The sequence below is a fragment of the Wolbachia endosymbiont (group A) of Colletes cunicularius genome, assembly GCF_964264715.1.
Taxonomy (GTDB): Bacteria; Pseudomonadota; Alphaproteobacteria; order Rickettsiales; family Anaplasmataceae; genus Wolbachia.
Genome location: NZ_OZ183471.1, coordinates 367,999 through 381,198, shown reverse-complemented (window position 1 = coordinate 381,198; position 13,200 = coordinate 367,999). Strand labels below are relative to the sequence as shown.

Sequence of the window (13,200 nt, the reverse complement as noted above, 5' to 3'; positions counted from 1 at the left end):
TAGAAATATAGCTAAGAACCTGTACATAATTGATGCTCAGAGTGTAAAGAACGCAGGTACTGCTGAAGAAAAAGGCTATGACGCTGGTAAAAAAATCTCAGGGCCATATCGCAGTTGATACTCAAGGTTTACCACATGCAATTTATGTAACAACTGCAGGAACAACTGACTGCAGCAGTGCTGTGAGAATGGTCAACAATGCAAAAGAAAACCTTTCTGGAGTTAAAAATATACTGGTTGATGCGGGCCATACAGGAGAGAATTTTGCAACTCAAATAAAAGATATTATTGGTGCAACTGTTGAAGTAATAAAGCGAAGTGAATTGCATTCCTTTGCTGTATTGCCAAAAAGATGGGTTGTTGAGAAATCTTTTGCTTGGTTAGAAAAATGTAGAAGATTGTGGAAAAATTGTGAGCGAAAACTCAATACTAGCCTACAAATGGTCGTTCTGGCTTTCACTGCTTTGCTTCTGAAAAGATTATGAACAGGCTCTTACAAAGTATACAAAAAACGTTTACAATCAACGTTCAACGTGATAAATTAAAGACGGTTTATTCCTCGGTAGCTCAGTGGTAGAGCAGTTGGCTGTTAACCAATTGGTCGCTGGTTCGAATCCGGCCCGGGGAGCTCTTCTCTGTGAAATTCTAGTGTTAATCTTATATGGGCATTAAATCAGTTGTCTTATGTATACTAGATGGTTGGGGAAATGGAATAGAAAGCAGTAAATACAATGCTATTAGCAATGCAAGTCCACCTTGCTGGCAATATATTAACTCTAATTATCCAAAATGCAGCTTATCTGCTTGTGGTGCTGATGTGGGGTTACCTGATGGTCAAATAGGTAATTCAGAAGTTGGTCATATGAATATTGGCAGTGGTAGAGTAGTAATGCAAAGCCTTCAGCGCATTAATCAAGAGATTGGAACAATAGAAAACAATGCAAATCTACAAAGCTTTATTAGTAATCTAAAAAGTAAGAACGGAGTATGCCATCTGGTGGGATTAGTGTCAGATGGCGGTGTTCATTCGCATCAAAAGCATATTTCGATTTTAGCAAATAAAATATCACAGCGCGGAATCAAAGTGGTGATGCATGCATTTTTAGATGGCAGAGACACATTACCAAATTCAGGAAAAAAATGCATTCAAGAATTTATAAAGAGTATAAAGGGAAATGACATAAGAATTGCTACTGTTTCTGGGCGTTACTATGCTATGGACCGTGATAACAGGTGGGAGAGAACAATTGAAGCTTATGAGGCTATCGCATTTGCAAAGGCACCTCGTCATGATAATGCAGTATCGTTGATTGATGAAAATTATCAAAATAACATAACTGATGAGTTTGTCAAGCCCGCAGTAATAGGTGATTATCAAGGTATAAAACCAGAAGATGGAGTGCTGTTGGCTAACTTTCGTGCTGATCGAATGATACAATTAGCAAGTATTTTGCTTAGTAAAACAAACCATACTGAAATAGCAAAACTCTCTTCAATTCTAAGTATGATGAAGTATAAAGAAGATCTTAAAATTCCTTATATTTTTCCTCCTATATCTTTTGCTAACACTTTAGGACAGGTAATAGCAGACAATAAATTGCAACAATTACGCATCGCCGAAACCGAAAAATATGCCCATGTGACTTTCTTTTTCAATTGTGGAAAAGAAGAACCTTTCTCTGGTGAAGAAAGAATACTCATTCCCTCACCGAAAGTTCAAACTTACGATTTGCAGCCCGAAATGTCAGCCTTTGAGCTCACAGAAAAGCTTGTAGAAAAAATTCACTCCCAAGAATTTGCACTGATAGTTGTAAATTACGCTAATCCTGATATGGTAGGGCATACAAGTAATATAAAAGCAGCCGAGAAAGCTGTGCTAGCTGTAGATGATTGTCTTGCAAGAGTGCTGAATGCTGTTAAAAAGTCAAGCAACACTGCATTAATTGTTACTGCAGACCATGGTAATGTGGAATGTATGTTCGATGAAGAAAATAATACACCTCATACAGCGCACACTCTAAATAAAGTGCCATTTATTGTGTCTTGCGATAATCTAAAACTAAGAGACGGAAGATTATCTGATATCGCTCCCACTATTTTACAGCTACTTGGAATTAAGAAACCAAACGAAATGACAGGTAGTTCGTTGATTTCTTGCATTACCCTCTGTCATTCCAGCTAGGCAGCGTCATGCGCTGGCAAATAGATGTGTTTTAACTTAACCCAACTTTTAAATTTTTCGCTGTTAGTACTAATGATTCATTAAAGAAGCTGTCTATATCACCAATATTACCTATACTTTTTGTACTGATAGATTGGTCAATTCTTTTAACTAGATTAGATGAAACTTTATTAGGTCCAATTTCAACAAATTTGTTAATGCCACGGCTTGCCATATACAAAACCATTTCTCTCCATTTCACTCTGCTTATGACTTGTTTAGCAAGTAAAGCTTTTATAACTTTGGGATCACTCTCCTCTTTAGCTGTAACATTTGATATCAAAGGAACTATAGGACGGGTTATTTTAATACCCTCCAAAAATTCCAAAACTTTTTCATCAGCAGGTTTCATAAGAGATGAGTGAAAAGGTCCACTAACCTGTAACTTAACTAATCTCTTGATGTTCAAGTTCTTGAGCAAATCGGGTAATATTTCAAGACCCTCTCTAGTACCACTTATAACCACTTGTCCGCCACCGTTATCGTTTGCAATTTCACAAATTCCGTCAATTTGAACTGATTTCAATATATCTTCCACTTCATTTATCTCTGCTCCAAGCAACGCAACCATTCCCCCTTCACATTTCAAAGAAGCTTCATGCATTGCTTCGCTGCGAACTTTCAGCAGCTTGATTGCAGACTCAAGAGTCAATGCCCCTGCAGCACATAGCGCTGTATATTCACCGACTGAATGTCCACAAACATATTTAATTCCATAATTAGAAAAAAGAGATTCACCAAACACATGCTCGATAACGCGTAGCGTCGCGATTGACACTGCCATTATAGCTGGCTGAGCGTTTTCTGTAATGGTTAATTCTTCAATAGGACCGTTGAAGATTAAATAAGACAGCTTTCTACCCAATATGCTATCCACTTCATTAAATACTTGTCTTGCAACGGAAAACTCACTATATAAGCTCTTTCCCATTTCTACAAACTGAGAGCCCTGACCAGGGAAAGCAAAAATCATGATAACTATTATTTATTCCTTATTAAGTATAACATTTTATTTATTTTTTGTCAATATTTTAGAGCCTGTCTTCAAACTAAGTAGAAAGGAGTTAAGAAGTGTGTTATAAGATATATTTTAAATGTACCCAAGCGATATAAGTGACAAAGAATGGAAGATAATAGAGCTATATTTTGAACCTAAAAAGACCGGCAGACCAAGAAAACATAGTATTAGAACAATTATTAACGCAATCCGCTATATGATGAGAACAGGATGTCAATGGAGACAACTGCCTAAAGATTTTCCACCATGGAAAACAGTGTATAGTTGTAATTAGCGATTGAAAAAAAGTGGAATATGGCAAGAGATTCATGATTTTCTAGTTAAAAAAGTAAGAGAGATAATTGGTAAGAATGAAACTCCATCAGTGGGAATAATAGATAGCCAATCAGTAAAAACTACTCAAAAAGGGGATCCAGAGGATATGATGCTGGCAAGAAAGTAAAGGGTAGAAAGCGCCACATCGTTGTAGATACTGTAGGTCTTGTAATTGCTGCTGAAGTACAAAGTGCAAGCATTCAGGATCTTGATGGTGCACTAAATCTTTTTGTTCAAGCCAAATGCAAAGCTCCAACATTACATAAGTTTTTTGCTGATCAAGGATACACAGGTAAATTGCAAAACCTCTGCTTATTGGAAACTGGATGTTTATTGACGATTACCAAGAAAATAGTTGATACAGGATTTCAGGTTATTCCCAAACGTTGGATTGTTGAGAGAACCTTTGCTTGGCTCTCCAATTTTAGACGTATGAGTAAGGATTATGAGCATTCTCCTCTCACTTCAAAAAACAACATCTTCTTTAATATGATCACTATTATGCTTCACAAATTAGCTCATTCTTGAGTTTGAAGACAGGCTCTGAGGCAGAAAAAGTAAAACATGAAGTTGAATCGCAATAGATACAAAGTTGACAACTTGTTTTTTGTGATATAGTATAAAACTTATTAAGGTAGTATCTTATGGCTGAGTCTATTGTAGAAAAGTGTACAGAACAGGTAAGTAACCGTTTCAAATTGGTTCTATTGGCAAGTCAAAGAACACATGATTTAAATACAGGAGCAAGTAATCCAGTTCAAACAGTTCGGTTTAAAGACCATAAAAACACCATAGTTTCCTTATATGAAATAGCAGAAAAACAGGTGGATACTCATGAGCTATTTAACCTTTTGGTAGGTAGATGCAAGGAGTACATGAAAGGAAATATGAATAATGTTTACAGCAGTAATACAAGTAAGCTAGCGAATTTATTAAATTTTTCTGATGGTCAATTTAACACAGATCTTGATGCAAGTCAAGAAAGCCAAGATTATGAAGTGGATGGTGAAATAAATGATGAAATAAATGATCAAGATGGCGATGAAGAAGTATCCGTTTAGAAATCTACTGAAGTTACATAGTCTTTAAATGCTTCACATTGCTATCTATACACTGTTGTTCTGTATGAGTGTAATGTTGTGCCGCATAGTGTCTAAGTCAAGTGATGTGTACAATAAGGTTTTAGCGTTCAATAATTTCTCAACGCAAGTAGTTGTACTCATAACAGCAATATCAATCATTCTGAATAATTTTTTTTTAATTGATATAGCATTGTTGTATGCTAGCGTTAGCTTTATATCAACTATAGCACTAATGAGATTAATGTTGTTTTAATAATTTATGATAGGATCCGTTCTTATATTTTTAGGCATTTGTTCAGTAATCATTTCAAGTGTGGGAGTAATTAGATTTCCTGATTTCTATACTAGGTTACATGCAGCAGGTATTACAGATTCTAGCGGTGCAACGCTATTGTTAATTGGTTTTGCTTTGCAGAATGGATTTTCAATCAATACTGTTAAAATAATATTATTAATTCTTATAATATGGGTAGCTAGCTCAACTAATGGCTATATTTTAGCGCGCACTTATTATAAAGTTAAGAAAAAAACTGTTAAAGAAGGTTAAGGTGTTAGAAATATTAAATGTAGTGCTACTTTTGTTGTTACTAACAGTTACGGTTTTTATAGTCTTCTCGCGACATTTAGTCGTAAGTGCTGTTCTAATGTGTGTATTTAGTTCACTTATTGCGCTTATATACTTAATTATGAATGCACCTGATGTTGCAATTACTGAAGCTTCTGTTGGTGCGGGGCTCAGTACGATTTTTACGTTTGCAGCACTCTCCTTGATAAAGAATCATAAAGTAAATCTATCTCATAACCCTATAACGCTTTTTTTTATGTTATTTCTGGCTGTATGTTTGTCATATTTTATGATTCAATTGCCAGATTTTGGCAGCCACAATGCTCCGATCCACTTGCATGTTGCTCCTTATTATGTGGAAAATACCGAAAAAGCTACCGGTATTCCTAATATAGTGACAGCTGTTTTGGCAAGCTTTCGTGGTTATGACACGTTTGGAGAAACTATAGTAGTTTTTACTGCTGCGCTTTGTATAACGTTGATATTAAAAGAAGAAAAAGAAAATGATTAAAGATCCGATATTAAATGCAGTAACATTTTTGATGATACCTTTTATCATTTTATTTGGTTTATACATACAATTTCACGGTGATTACACTCCGGGTGGAGGTTTTCAAGCAGGAATAATTATTGCCTCCGGGATAATATTATATTCAATGCTATTTGGTGTATCTACAACTCTAAAAGCAATACCTTATTCTGTGATTAGATTGACTAACGTGTTAGGTATTTTAATTTATGGAGGAACGGGCGTTGCAACAACTTTACTTGGCCAAAATTTTTTATCTTATGATATCTTGTCAGCCAATAATAGAACCGGTCAAAAATTGGGTATTTTTTTGGTGGAATTAGGTGTAGCATTTACTGTCTGCTCCTCTATGTTAATTATATATATGAATTTTGCTCGTAGGAAAAAACAATGACTTTATATAATTATACGATTATTATTGTATTAATGGTGCTAGGTTTATATATTATTGTAAACGATAAAAATTTAATCAAGAAAATGATAGGGGTAAGCGTCTTCCAAGCATCTGTTTTGTTGTTTTACATATCTCTAGGATATATAAAAAGTTCTTTGCCTCCTATATTGGTTTCAAATTTTTATTCATATAGCAATCCTATACCTCATGTTTTAATGCTTACTGCTATAGTGGTTGGAATTGCAACATTTTCAGTTGGATTGTCCATAGCAGTAAAAATGGAAGAAAAGTATGGAACAATTGATCAAGACAAGTGTACATAAATTAACAGTATCTTAAACTATATGAAGTAACAAATAGCCACAAGTTAAAAGTAAAATTATAGACTTGCTCGTTGTAAGTTTATTTGTTAATAAGAAATAAAACTATAAACTATAAAGGTAATGATGTCAACTATTAATGATGCAGAAGATAAGAAAAAAATTATCAGAGATCTTGTAACTAAAAGTATAAAAAAAGGTGGTTTTGTCACCTTTGATGATATAAATGATAAATTATCAGATGAAAATTTTTCGTCTGATTTTATAGATGATGCTATATCTTTATTGCAGGATTCCGGAATTAATGTGCTTGAAAGTAGCGAAGATGAAGAAGATATTCCTTCCAACAGTGATGATAGTAAACTTGATGATGATGACACATCGCCAAATGTTACTGCAACTTTAGTACAAAATGATGATCCAGTGAGGATTTATTTACAAGACATGAGCTCTGTAAAGCTTTTGTCAAGGGCAGATGAAATCGAGATAGCAAAAAAAATTGAATCTGAAAAGCATAACATGTTACGTGCAATAATTGAAACATCAGTAACATTAAAGGTGATAAAAGTATGGCGTGATGATTTAAGTAGTGGAGCTCTCTTACTGAGAGAAATTATAGATCTGGATGCAATTTATAACTCTGACTTTAATGTGGTACCCAAAGAAGAGAGTGAAGAAAGTGCTGAAGATGTTGAGGATTCTGAGGATGTTTCTGAAGATGCTGAGTACTGTAGTGATGATGAGAAAGATAGTAAAAAAAGTGATGATGAGAAAGACGGTGATAATGAAGATATAAATTCAGCGAATTTAAATGTTTCTATTCTTGAAATGGAAAGTGACTTATTGCCAAAGGTCATAGTTGCATTGGATGAGATAATTACTTTAACAAATGAAGCATTGGTATTAAGAAAAAATTCTAAAGATTCCTCCGATGAACTAGAGAATTTATATAGTCAAATATGGTCTATAGCATTACAAATTAAGTTAAGTGATGCTGCTGTTGCCAGAATTACACAAGAACTTTATAAGATAAATAGATCCATCACGCTTGAAGAGGCTAATCTTATTGCTGAGGCTAGAAAATACGATATCGATAGAGAAAGTTTCTATAAAGTTTATGATGACGTGCTTTTAAAGCACGAATTGAAAAAGATAAGTCTTTTAAAGATCAATGAAAATCAGTCCTCTTTTACGGGTGAATTAAAAAACAAATTTTTAAGGTTTATAGACGGTAACTCTGAAAATATAGCTAGTACTTTGAACGGTATTAAGCAGCATATACAGGAAGATAACGTACAAGAATTTAAGGAGCTAATCAGGAGAATACAAAAACACGAACGAGAAGTCTCTGAAGCAAAGCAAGAGATGATTAAGGCTAACTTAAGGCTAGTAGTTTCCATTGCTAAGAAGTATTCAAAAAGAGGCCTTGATCTGCTTGATTTGATACAAGAAGGCAATATTGGTCTTATGAAGGCCGTGGATAAGTTTGATTACAAACGTGGATATAAATTTTCAACTTATGGCACTTGGTGGGTAAGACAATCAATCACTAGGGCAATACCTGAGCAGTCTAAAGTAGTTAGAATACCAGTTCATATGGTAGAAATTATCAGTAAAATCAACAGAGCATTAAGAAAAATGACTCATGAGATGGGAAGAGAGCCGACGTTAGAGGAATTAAGTGTAGAACTGACAATGCCACTGGAAAGAATACGCAAAGTTATGAAAATAGCAAGGGACCCAGTAAGTCTTGAAGCTCCAACAGGAAAGGATGATAGTAGTACCTTCGGTGATTGTATAGAAGATAAGCGAGTCTCCAGACCAGAGGATGCTGCAATACTTGCTGACTTGCGTGGCATTACAACCAATGTTCTTGCAACTTTAACACCAAAGGAAGAAAGAATTCTAAGAATGCGTTTTGGCCTTGGTAAAGATGGGAAGGAGCATACCTTAGAAGAAGTAGGAAAAATTTTTAATGTAACACGTGAGAGAATTAGGCAAATAGAGGCAAAAGCACTGCGCAAGTTGAAACATCCAAGCCGCGCTAGAAAACTTAGAGGGTTTTTTTAAGTATACGTGTCAAGTTAAGAAGAAGCTGATTTTGCCCAGAAAAAGGGGAATGTTCAAAAAAGTGTGTCAAACCGCATTTTTAGTTCAACTCAATTTTCAATCTATCTGGAAAGAAAATATCAAGTTGAGACATAGTTAAAGCCCAATTAGGCAGAGCCATAGTCCATTTTTGCTCTACCTTCTTTATAGCACAATATACCTGTTTATACAAGGCATTTGTGCTGGTAAATGAGCCCTTGGTTTTAGTGAATTTTCTGATCTGTCTGTGCAGCCCCTCAATTGGATTTGTGGTGTAAATTAGCCTTCTAACTGGGCTAGAATACTTGAAATAACCAGATAAATTTTCCCAATTGTTCTGCCACGATTTTATAACTAAAGGATACTTTTCTCCCCATTTTTCTTCCAGCTCAAGTAAGTAATTTTCAGCAATTTCTTTACTTGTAGCACGATATATTTTTTTCAAATCATTCATGAAAACTTTCACATCTTTGCTGGATACATATTTTAGTGAATTTCTTATCTGATGCACTATACATAGCTGTACTTCTGCTTTAGGAAACGCACTATTTATAGCTGCAGGAAAGCTTTTTAGCCCATCTACACATGCAATCAGAATATCTTCTACTCCTCTTTCTTTGAGGTCATTTAGCACTCCCAACCAAAAGTTAGCTCCTTCACTTTCAGCCAAATAAAAGCCCAGGACTTCTTTTCTGCCATTTTGGTCTATGCCCAATATATTGTACATACATTTACTTACGCAATGTCCATTCTCTTTGACCTTAAAGAACATCCCATCCATAAATACTATCGGGTATACTGATTGCAGTGGACGACTACGCCATTCATTGATTATAGGCAGTAATTTGTCGGTAATACTTTATATCTCTGCCGCCGATATTTTGTGATCATAAATTTCCTCAACGTGTGACGCTATATCTCTATAGCTCATACCACTGGCAAATGTGCTCAAAATCTTCGTTTCAAGCTCTGGATGTAAGCTTGTTTGCCTTTTTTTGACTATTTGCGGCTCAAAACTTCCTTCTCTATCCCTTGGCGTCAAAAGTTCAAATGAACCGGCACTTGTCCGTAAAGTCTTTCCATTTCTCCCATTTCTTCGATTATTCTCTTCACTTTCAGCTAATAAGTGGTTTTCTATTTCACCTTCCAAACTTGCCTCCAGCAGCTTTTTTATAAATGGTGTTAATGCTCCCTCCCTTCCTGTCAACGGTCTTCCTTCTCGTATAGACGACAGGATATTTGTTTCCAACTCTTTATAATCTACCAATCCGTTAGTTCTGTTTACTACTTTCTGACTCATTGTCAAACCTCCATTTTTTTATATCAATTTATTACTTTTTTTTCGGTTTGACACACTTTTTTGAACCATACGCGTCAAGTTAAGGGAAAGTAGCATAAGGAAAAAGAAAAGTGGTAAAGATTATTTTAGATATTAAGTAATAAAGCTAGTAATTTATAGACTCTTCTAAAAGAATTATCTTATTTTAGATCAAAATTTCCCAAAAAATAAATGTAACAAACAAGATACCCACTTTAAATGGTGCTATATTGGGCCTTAACTTGACGCGTATGCTTTTTTGAACATTCCCAGAAAAAGTGGAAAAAAAGTCAGAGCGTTTTTAAAATAAAACGTTTTTTCAAAAAGGTATGATATGAAGGAAATGCACAATAAAGTTTAAAATGGGGGTTGTAAAAAAGTTGCACCGCTATTTTTTTTATGAATCTAATGAAACAACATGCTAATCTACGGTAAATATTATGACAAATAAAAATGACAATTCTAATTCAAAGTATAGAAATTTTTATGTTCTGGGTGATAGTTTATCCGATAATGGCGCAATCATTGGAATTTTAAATAACTTATCCTTTGCAAAAAGCGTAAAGTTTGATGACCTTTTTTATCAAGGAGGATCTTTTAGCAATGGCCCTACTGACGCGAATTCTGGATTAAGGAAGGAAGAAAGTATAGGAAATAGAAGGCTTTGTGGATTTGATGGAATAGGAAATGAGAGTAGAAAAGATATGAACCAAAAAATTAACAGGGGATCTATGGCGAGTGTGTTCAATTTCTAGTCTATTTTTTAGGTAACCAAAAACAGTCTCAATGATAGACCTTTTTCTCAGTAAAATCTTCTCATTTAGCGAAATCAATGTATTTTTCATACCTTTTTTCACCTTGGTAACAAGTTTCAAACCTCGGTCAAACAGCTTCTGAAAAAGCTCTTTTGCAATATAACCTTTGTCACCAAACAAAAGACCGATTAATTTTTCCGTCAGATTTGGCACAGGTATCCTATCATCAACATTGCCTTTTGTTAGCGTAAGTGCATGAATTTCAACATTTTCATTGATTACCATATGTAATTTGAAACCAAAAAACCAGCCGTAAGTGCTCTTGCTTAATTTTGCAATTCCAGCAAAAACTTTGTTTTTGGATATTCTTTTTGCATGACAAACTGCAATGGGAGTTGTGTCTATATATGAAATTCCAGTGTTTTCTGACTGTCCACAAAGCCAATGCAACAACATTGCTAAATGCCACAAAACCCTAGGCTTTAGAGCAACAAACCTGGTATATGAAGGTAACTTTGGAAACTCTGATTTGTAGAGCAACGTTAGGTAATGTAGATAGAAAGTTTTACACGGAGATTGTTGATATAGCAGGATTATTGTCATGATTTCGGAGTGCTCAATTTCCGTTGTTCTTGTGGGGTTTTTACCATTTGGCAGTAGTTTATCTGCAAAATTTTTCTCTATATCTCTGCAAAAATCATCGACCAAACAAAACAGTTTTGTTATATCTTCCATGGGTAACCTCATCTATTTTTTTATCACTGCTGAGTTTACCCTGTTTTCTTGCCTTTTCTATTCTCCTTTAATTCAGAATTCACGTTTATAGTTCTTTTCATCATATATTCCATTTTTAGACCATAGATCTATTTATAATAGAAAGTTGAATTAGTAAGATAGCAGCTTTTTCTCCTTTTAGATTTATGGGTAATAGTAAGGTTCTGCGAGAGGCTGGCGGGGAAGGTCCGCTGGTCTACTCTCCTACTAAGCAGAAAAAAAGGCAAAAGAAACCCGTGTTAGCTAGTTGTCACTCTCTAATCCTGCAAATTGGCGTACTATACTGTCAAACGACTTATAAGCGCGCTTCAGCTTATATAGGTAAAAACCCAGAAATGTTGTGAAGACATAAGGTGCACATAGTGCAAAAAAATAAGACGCCAACTACGTTGTTTTTTTGCTGTTTAATCTGCACAGATGAAGATAACTGAATACCTTCAGTTTCGTGATAAGGGGGCTGGCGAAGTTTGTCAAGTAGGTTTTATGGCCTAGCGTCACGCGCTGGAATGACAATTTCGATTATTTCATACATTGACTTCGGTAAATCCAAATTATATTAGCTACATCTAACGAATTTTACACTTGCTAAGATTGCGCTATTTGAGTATCTTTAACTGAAAGAAGTTATTTTTTATCCAATATGAAAAAAGCCTTTATATTCACATCCTTAATAGCAGTTGTATTAATAGTCATTACTTTTTTGTATAAAAACAGCGGAACTGACAATTCACAAGTAGTGAATGTCTATTCATCGCGCAAAGAAGAATTAGTACGTACTTTATTTGATGAATTTACAAAAAATACAGGAATTAAAGTACGTTACATCATTGATGATTATTCTCAGCTACTTTCACGCATGGAAAATGGCGGTGAAGCTGACTTACTTTTAACTGCAGATGCAGTGAACCTGATTTTGGCAAAAAAAAGAGGGCTTTTATCTCAAGTGGATTCAGAGATTTTAAAAAGTGTTATACCTGCAAAATTTAGAGATAGTGAAGATTATTGGTTTGGCCTTACAAAAAGAACCAGAATATTGGTTTATAATAAAGAGTCAGTAAATCCTAAAAACTTAAGTACTTATGAAGATTTAGCAAATGAAAAATGGAAAGGAAAAATATTAGTGCGTTCTTCCACAAGTCCATATAACCGATCGTTAATTGCTTTTATGATTGCAAATAATGGTTTTGAAAAGACGAAAGAATGGGTAAGCGGAATTGTGGGCAATATGGCAAGAAAACCAAGTGGTGGTGATACTGACCAAATTTATGCTGTAGCTGCTGGTGAAGGAGATGTTGCAATAGTAAATAGTTATTACTTTGCAAGAATTCTTTCATCAGAAAATAAAAAGAATTTTATAGACAAGCTAGGGGCTTTTTTTCCTAATCGCAATGATCACGGCGTAATGGTAAACATCAGTGGTGCAGCAGTAACAAAAAACACAAAAAACAGAGAAAATGCTATAGCTTTGCTGGAATTTTTAGTAAGCAAACAGGCTCAAGAGCTATACGCTAAAAAAAACCAAGAATACCCTATTATTGAAGGCGTTGAAACTTCCGATATACTAAAGTCTTGGGGAAATTATCCACAAAGTGATTTACCTCTAAGTGAACTTGAGAAGCATCTTTTTGAGGCTGTTATGATAGCGGATGAGTGTAAGTGGAAGTAATCCCCAGTGCCACTGAACACTGGGATGAAAGATTTATGCTAATGTACCTTACTCTTGACTCGCTGAACTTTTTCTTCCTTCTAACTGAATTTTGACTTTACTATCTTTTTCTGTTCTTTCACCAAAACAATTGCTGCACAAGAGGTCTATTGAAA

14 protein-coding genes, 1 tRNA gene and 2 pseudogenes are annotated in these 13,200 nt (G+C 34.8%); 14 read left to right on the top strand and 3 right to left on the bottom strand.

From position 1 onward, the window contains the following. Position 1: 1 nt before the first annotated feature. The 3 genes and pseudogenes from ACFELZ_RS02140 to gpmI all read left to right on the top strand — a co-directional run. A pseudogene (locus tag ACFELZ_RS02140) lies at positions 2-485 on the top strand (IS5 family transposase); the annotation flags it as partial. 71 nt (positions 486-556) lie between these two features. Further along, positions 557-628, top strand: a tRNA-Asn gene (locus ACFELZ_RS02135). 33 nt (positions 629-661) lie between these two features. Continuing rightward, positions 662-2,182 (top strand): 2,3-bisphosphoglycerate-independent phosphoglycerate mutase, encoded by a 1,521-nt coding sequence (gene gpmI, locus ACFELZ_RS02130; RefSeq protein WP_375316408.1) that lies wholly within the window; start codon positions 662-664, stop codon positions 2,180-2,182. Positions 2,183-2,213: 31 nt separating this feature from the next. Here gpmI and fabD read toward each other — a convergent pair whose 3' ends face one another. Then, on the bottom strand, positions 2,214-3,194 hold the full coding sequence (gene fabD / locus ACFELZ_RS02125; protein ID WP_375316407.1) for an ACP S-malonyltransferase: 981 nt from the start codon (positions 3,192-3,194) through the stop codon (positions 2,214-2,216). A gap of 121 nt (positions 3,195-3,315) precedes the next feature. Between fabD and ACFELZ_RS02120 the strand changes: the two genes are divergently transcribed. The 10 genes from ACFELZ_RS02120 to rpoD all read left to right on the top strand — a co-directional run bounded on the left by ACFELZ_RS02120 (position 3,316) and on the right by rpoD (position 8,514). Further along, positions 3,316-3,513 carry a transposase gene (locus tag ACFELZ_RS02120; RefSeq protein WP_375315805.1) on the top strand — a complete coding sequence of 66 codons (198 nt, stop codon included), beginning with the start codon at positions 3,316-3,318 and terminating at the stop codon, positions 3,511-3,513. A gap of 3 nt (positions 3,514-3,516) precedes the next feature. Then, positions 3,517-3,681 (top strand): hypothetical protein, encoded by a 165-nt coding sequence (locus tag ACFELZ_RS02115; RefSeq protein ID WP_375315781.1) that lies wholly within the window; start codon positions 3,517-3,519, stop codon positions 3,679-3,681. Beyond that, positions 3,624-4,082: a transposase gene (locus ACFELZ_RS02110; protein ID WP_375316627.1), complete on the top strand. Its 459-nt coding sequence runs from the start codon at positions 3,624-3,626 to the stop codon at positions 4,080-4,082. The genes ACFELZ_RS02115 and ACFELZ_RS02110 overlap by 58 nt, the downstream gene beginning before the upstream one ends. Before the next feature lie 116 nt (positions 4,083-4,198). Continuing rightward, the gene (gene rpoZ / locus ACFELZ_RS02105) at positions 4,199-4,615 is read left to right on the top strand and encodes a DNA-directed RNA polymerase subunit omega (protein WP_375316406.1); all 417 of its coding nucleotides are present in this window, start codon (positions 4,199-4,201) and stop codon (positions 4,613-4,615) included. Between the two features lie 28 nt (positions 4,616-4,643). Continuing rightward, positions 4,644-4,889 carry a monovalent cation/H+ antiporter complex subunit F gene (locus tag ACFELZ_RS02100; RefSeq protein ID WP_164224944.1) on the top strand — a complete coding sequence of 82 codons (246 nt, stop codon included), beginning with the start codon at positions 4,644-4,646 and terminating at the stop codon, positions 4,887-4,889. A gap of 6 nt (positions 4,890-4,895) precedes the next feature. Further along, entirely contained in the window at positions 4,896-5,183 is a 288-nt protein-coding gene (gene mnhG / locus ACFELZ_RS02095) for a monovalent cation/H(+) antiporter subunit G (RefSeq protein WP_096617042.1), read from the top strand. A gap of 1 nt (position 5,184) precedes the next feature. Continuing rightward, positions 5,185-5,712, top strand: coding sequence for a DUF4040 domain-containing protein (locus ACFELZ_RS02090; protein ID WP_264328929.1), 528 nt, complete (start codon positions 5,185-5,187; stop codon positions 5,710-5,712). Beyond that, on the top strand, positions 5,705-6,124 hold the full coding sequence (locus tag ACFELZ_RS02085) for a Na(+)/H(+) antiporter subunit B (protein ID WP_164224942.1): 420 nt from the start codon (positions 5,705-5,707) through the stop codon (positions 6,122-6,124). The genes ACFELZ_RS02090 and ACFELZ_RS02085 overlap by 8 nt, the downstream gene beginning before the upstream one ends. Beyond that, positions 6,121-6,447 (top strand): cation:proton antiporter subunit C, encoded by a 327-nt coding sequence (locus ACFELZ_RS02080; RefSeq protein ID WP_064124916.1) that lies wholly within the window; start codon positions 6,121-6,123, stop codon positions 6,445-6,447. The genes ACFELZ_RS02085 and ACFELZ_RS02080 overlap by 4 nt, the downstream gene beginning before the upstream one ends. Positions 6,448-6,570: 123 nt before the next feature. Further along, entirely contained in the window at positions 6,571-8,514 is a 1,944-nt protein-coding gene (gene rpoD / locus ACFELZ_RS02075) for an RNA polymerase sigma factor RpoD (protein ID WP_375316405.1), read from the top strand. A 79-nt stretch (positions 8,515-8,593) separates the two neighbouring features. On the opposite strand, the pseudogene ACFELZ_RS02070 reads toward rpoD, so the two are convergent. Both ACFELZ_RS02070 and ACFELZ_RS02065 read right to left on the bottom strand, forming a co-directional pair. Continuing rightward, positions 8,594-9,832, bottom strand: a pseudogene (locus ACFELZ_RS02070) (IS256 family transposase). 647 nt (positions 9,833-10,479) lie between these two features. Continuing rightward, entirely contained in the window at positions 10,480-11,340 is an 861-nt protein-coding gene (locus ACFELZ_RS02065) for an IS982 family transposase (RefSeq protein ID WP_375315786.1), read from the bottom strand. Between the two features lie 679 nt (positions 11,341-12,019). Between ACFELZ_RS02065 and ACFELZ_RS02060 the strand changes: the two genes are divergently transcribed. After that, positions 12,020-13,045, top strand: a complete 1,026-nt coding sequence (locus tag ACFELZ_RS02060; protein ID WP_375316404.1) for an extracellular solute-binding protein — start codon at positions 12,020-12,022, stop codon at positions 13,043-13,045. The last annotated feature ends 155 nt before the right edge of the window (positions 13,046-13,200 follow it).

Excerpts from the sequence above, each read along its gene's own strand:
- fabD (WP_375316407.1), bottom strand. The coding sequence starts at position 3,194 with ATGATTTTTGCTTTCCCTGGTCAGGGCTCTCAGTTTGTAGAAATGGGA.
- ACFELZ_RS02100 (WP_164224944.1), top strand. The coding sequence starts at position 4,644 with ATGCTTCACATTGCTATCTATACACTGTTGTTCTGTATGAGTGTAATG.
- ACFELZ_RS02080 (WP_064124916.1), top strand. The coding sequence starts at position 6,121 with ATGACTTTATATAATTATACGATTATTATTGTATTAATGGTGCTAGGT.
- ACFELZ_RS02060 (WP_375316404.1), top strand. The coding sequence starts at position 12,020 with ATGAAAAAAGCCTTTATATTCACATCCTTAATAGCAGTTGTATTAATA.
- gpmI (WP_375316408.1), top strand. The coding sequence starts at position 662 with ATGGGCATTAAATCAGTTGTCTTATGTATACTAGATGGTTGGGGAAAT.
- ACFELZ_RS02065 (WP_375315786.1), bottom strand. The coding sequence starts at position 11,340 with ATGGAAGATATAACAAAACTGTTTTGTTTGGTCGATGATTTTTGCAGA.
- rpoD (WP_375316405.1), top strand. The coding sequence starts at position 6,571 with ATGTCAACTATTAATGATGCAGAAGATAAGAAAAAAATTATCAGAGAT.
- rpoZ (WP_375316406.1), top strand. The coding sequence starts at position 4,199 with ATGGCTGAGTCTATTGTAGAAAAGTGTACAGAACAGGTAAGTAACCGT.
- ACFELZ_RS02085 (WP_164224942.1), top strand. The coding sequence starts at position 5,705 with ATGATTAAAGATCCGATATTAAATGCAGTAACATTTTTGATGATACCT.
- mnhG (WP_096617042.1), top strand. The coding sequence starts at position 4,896 with ATGATAGGATCCGTTCTTATATTTTTAGGCATTTGTTCAGTAATCATT.
- ACFELZ_RS02120 (WP_375315805.1), top strand. The coding sequence starts at position 3,316 with ATGTACCCAAGCGATATAAGTGACAAAGAATGGAAGATAATAGAGCTA.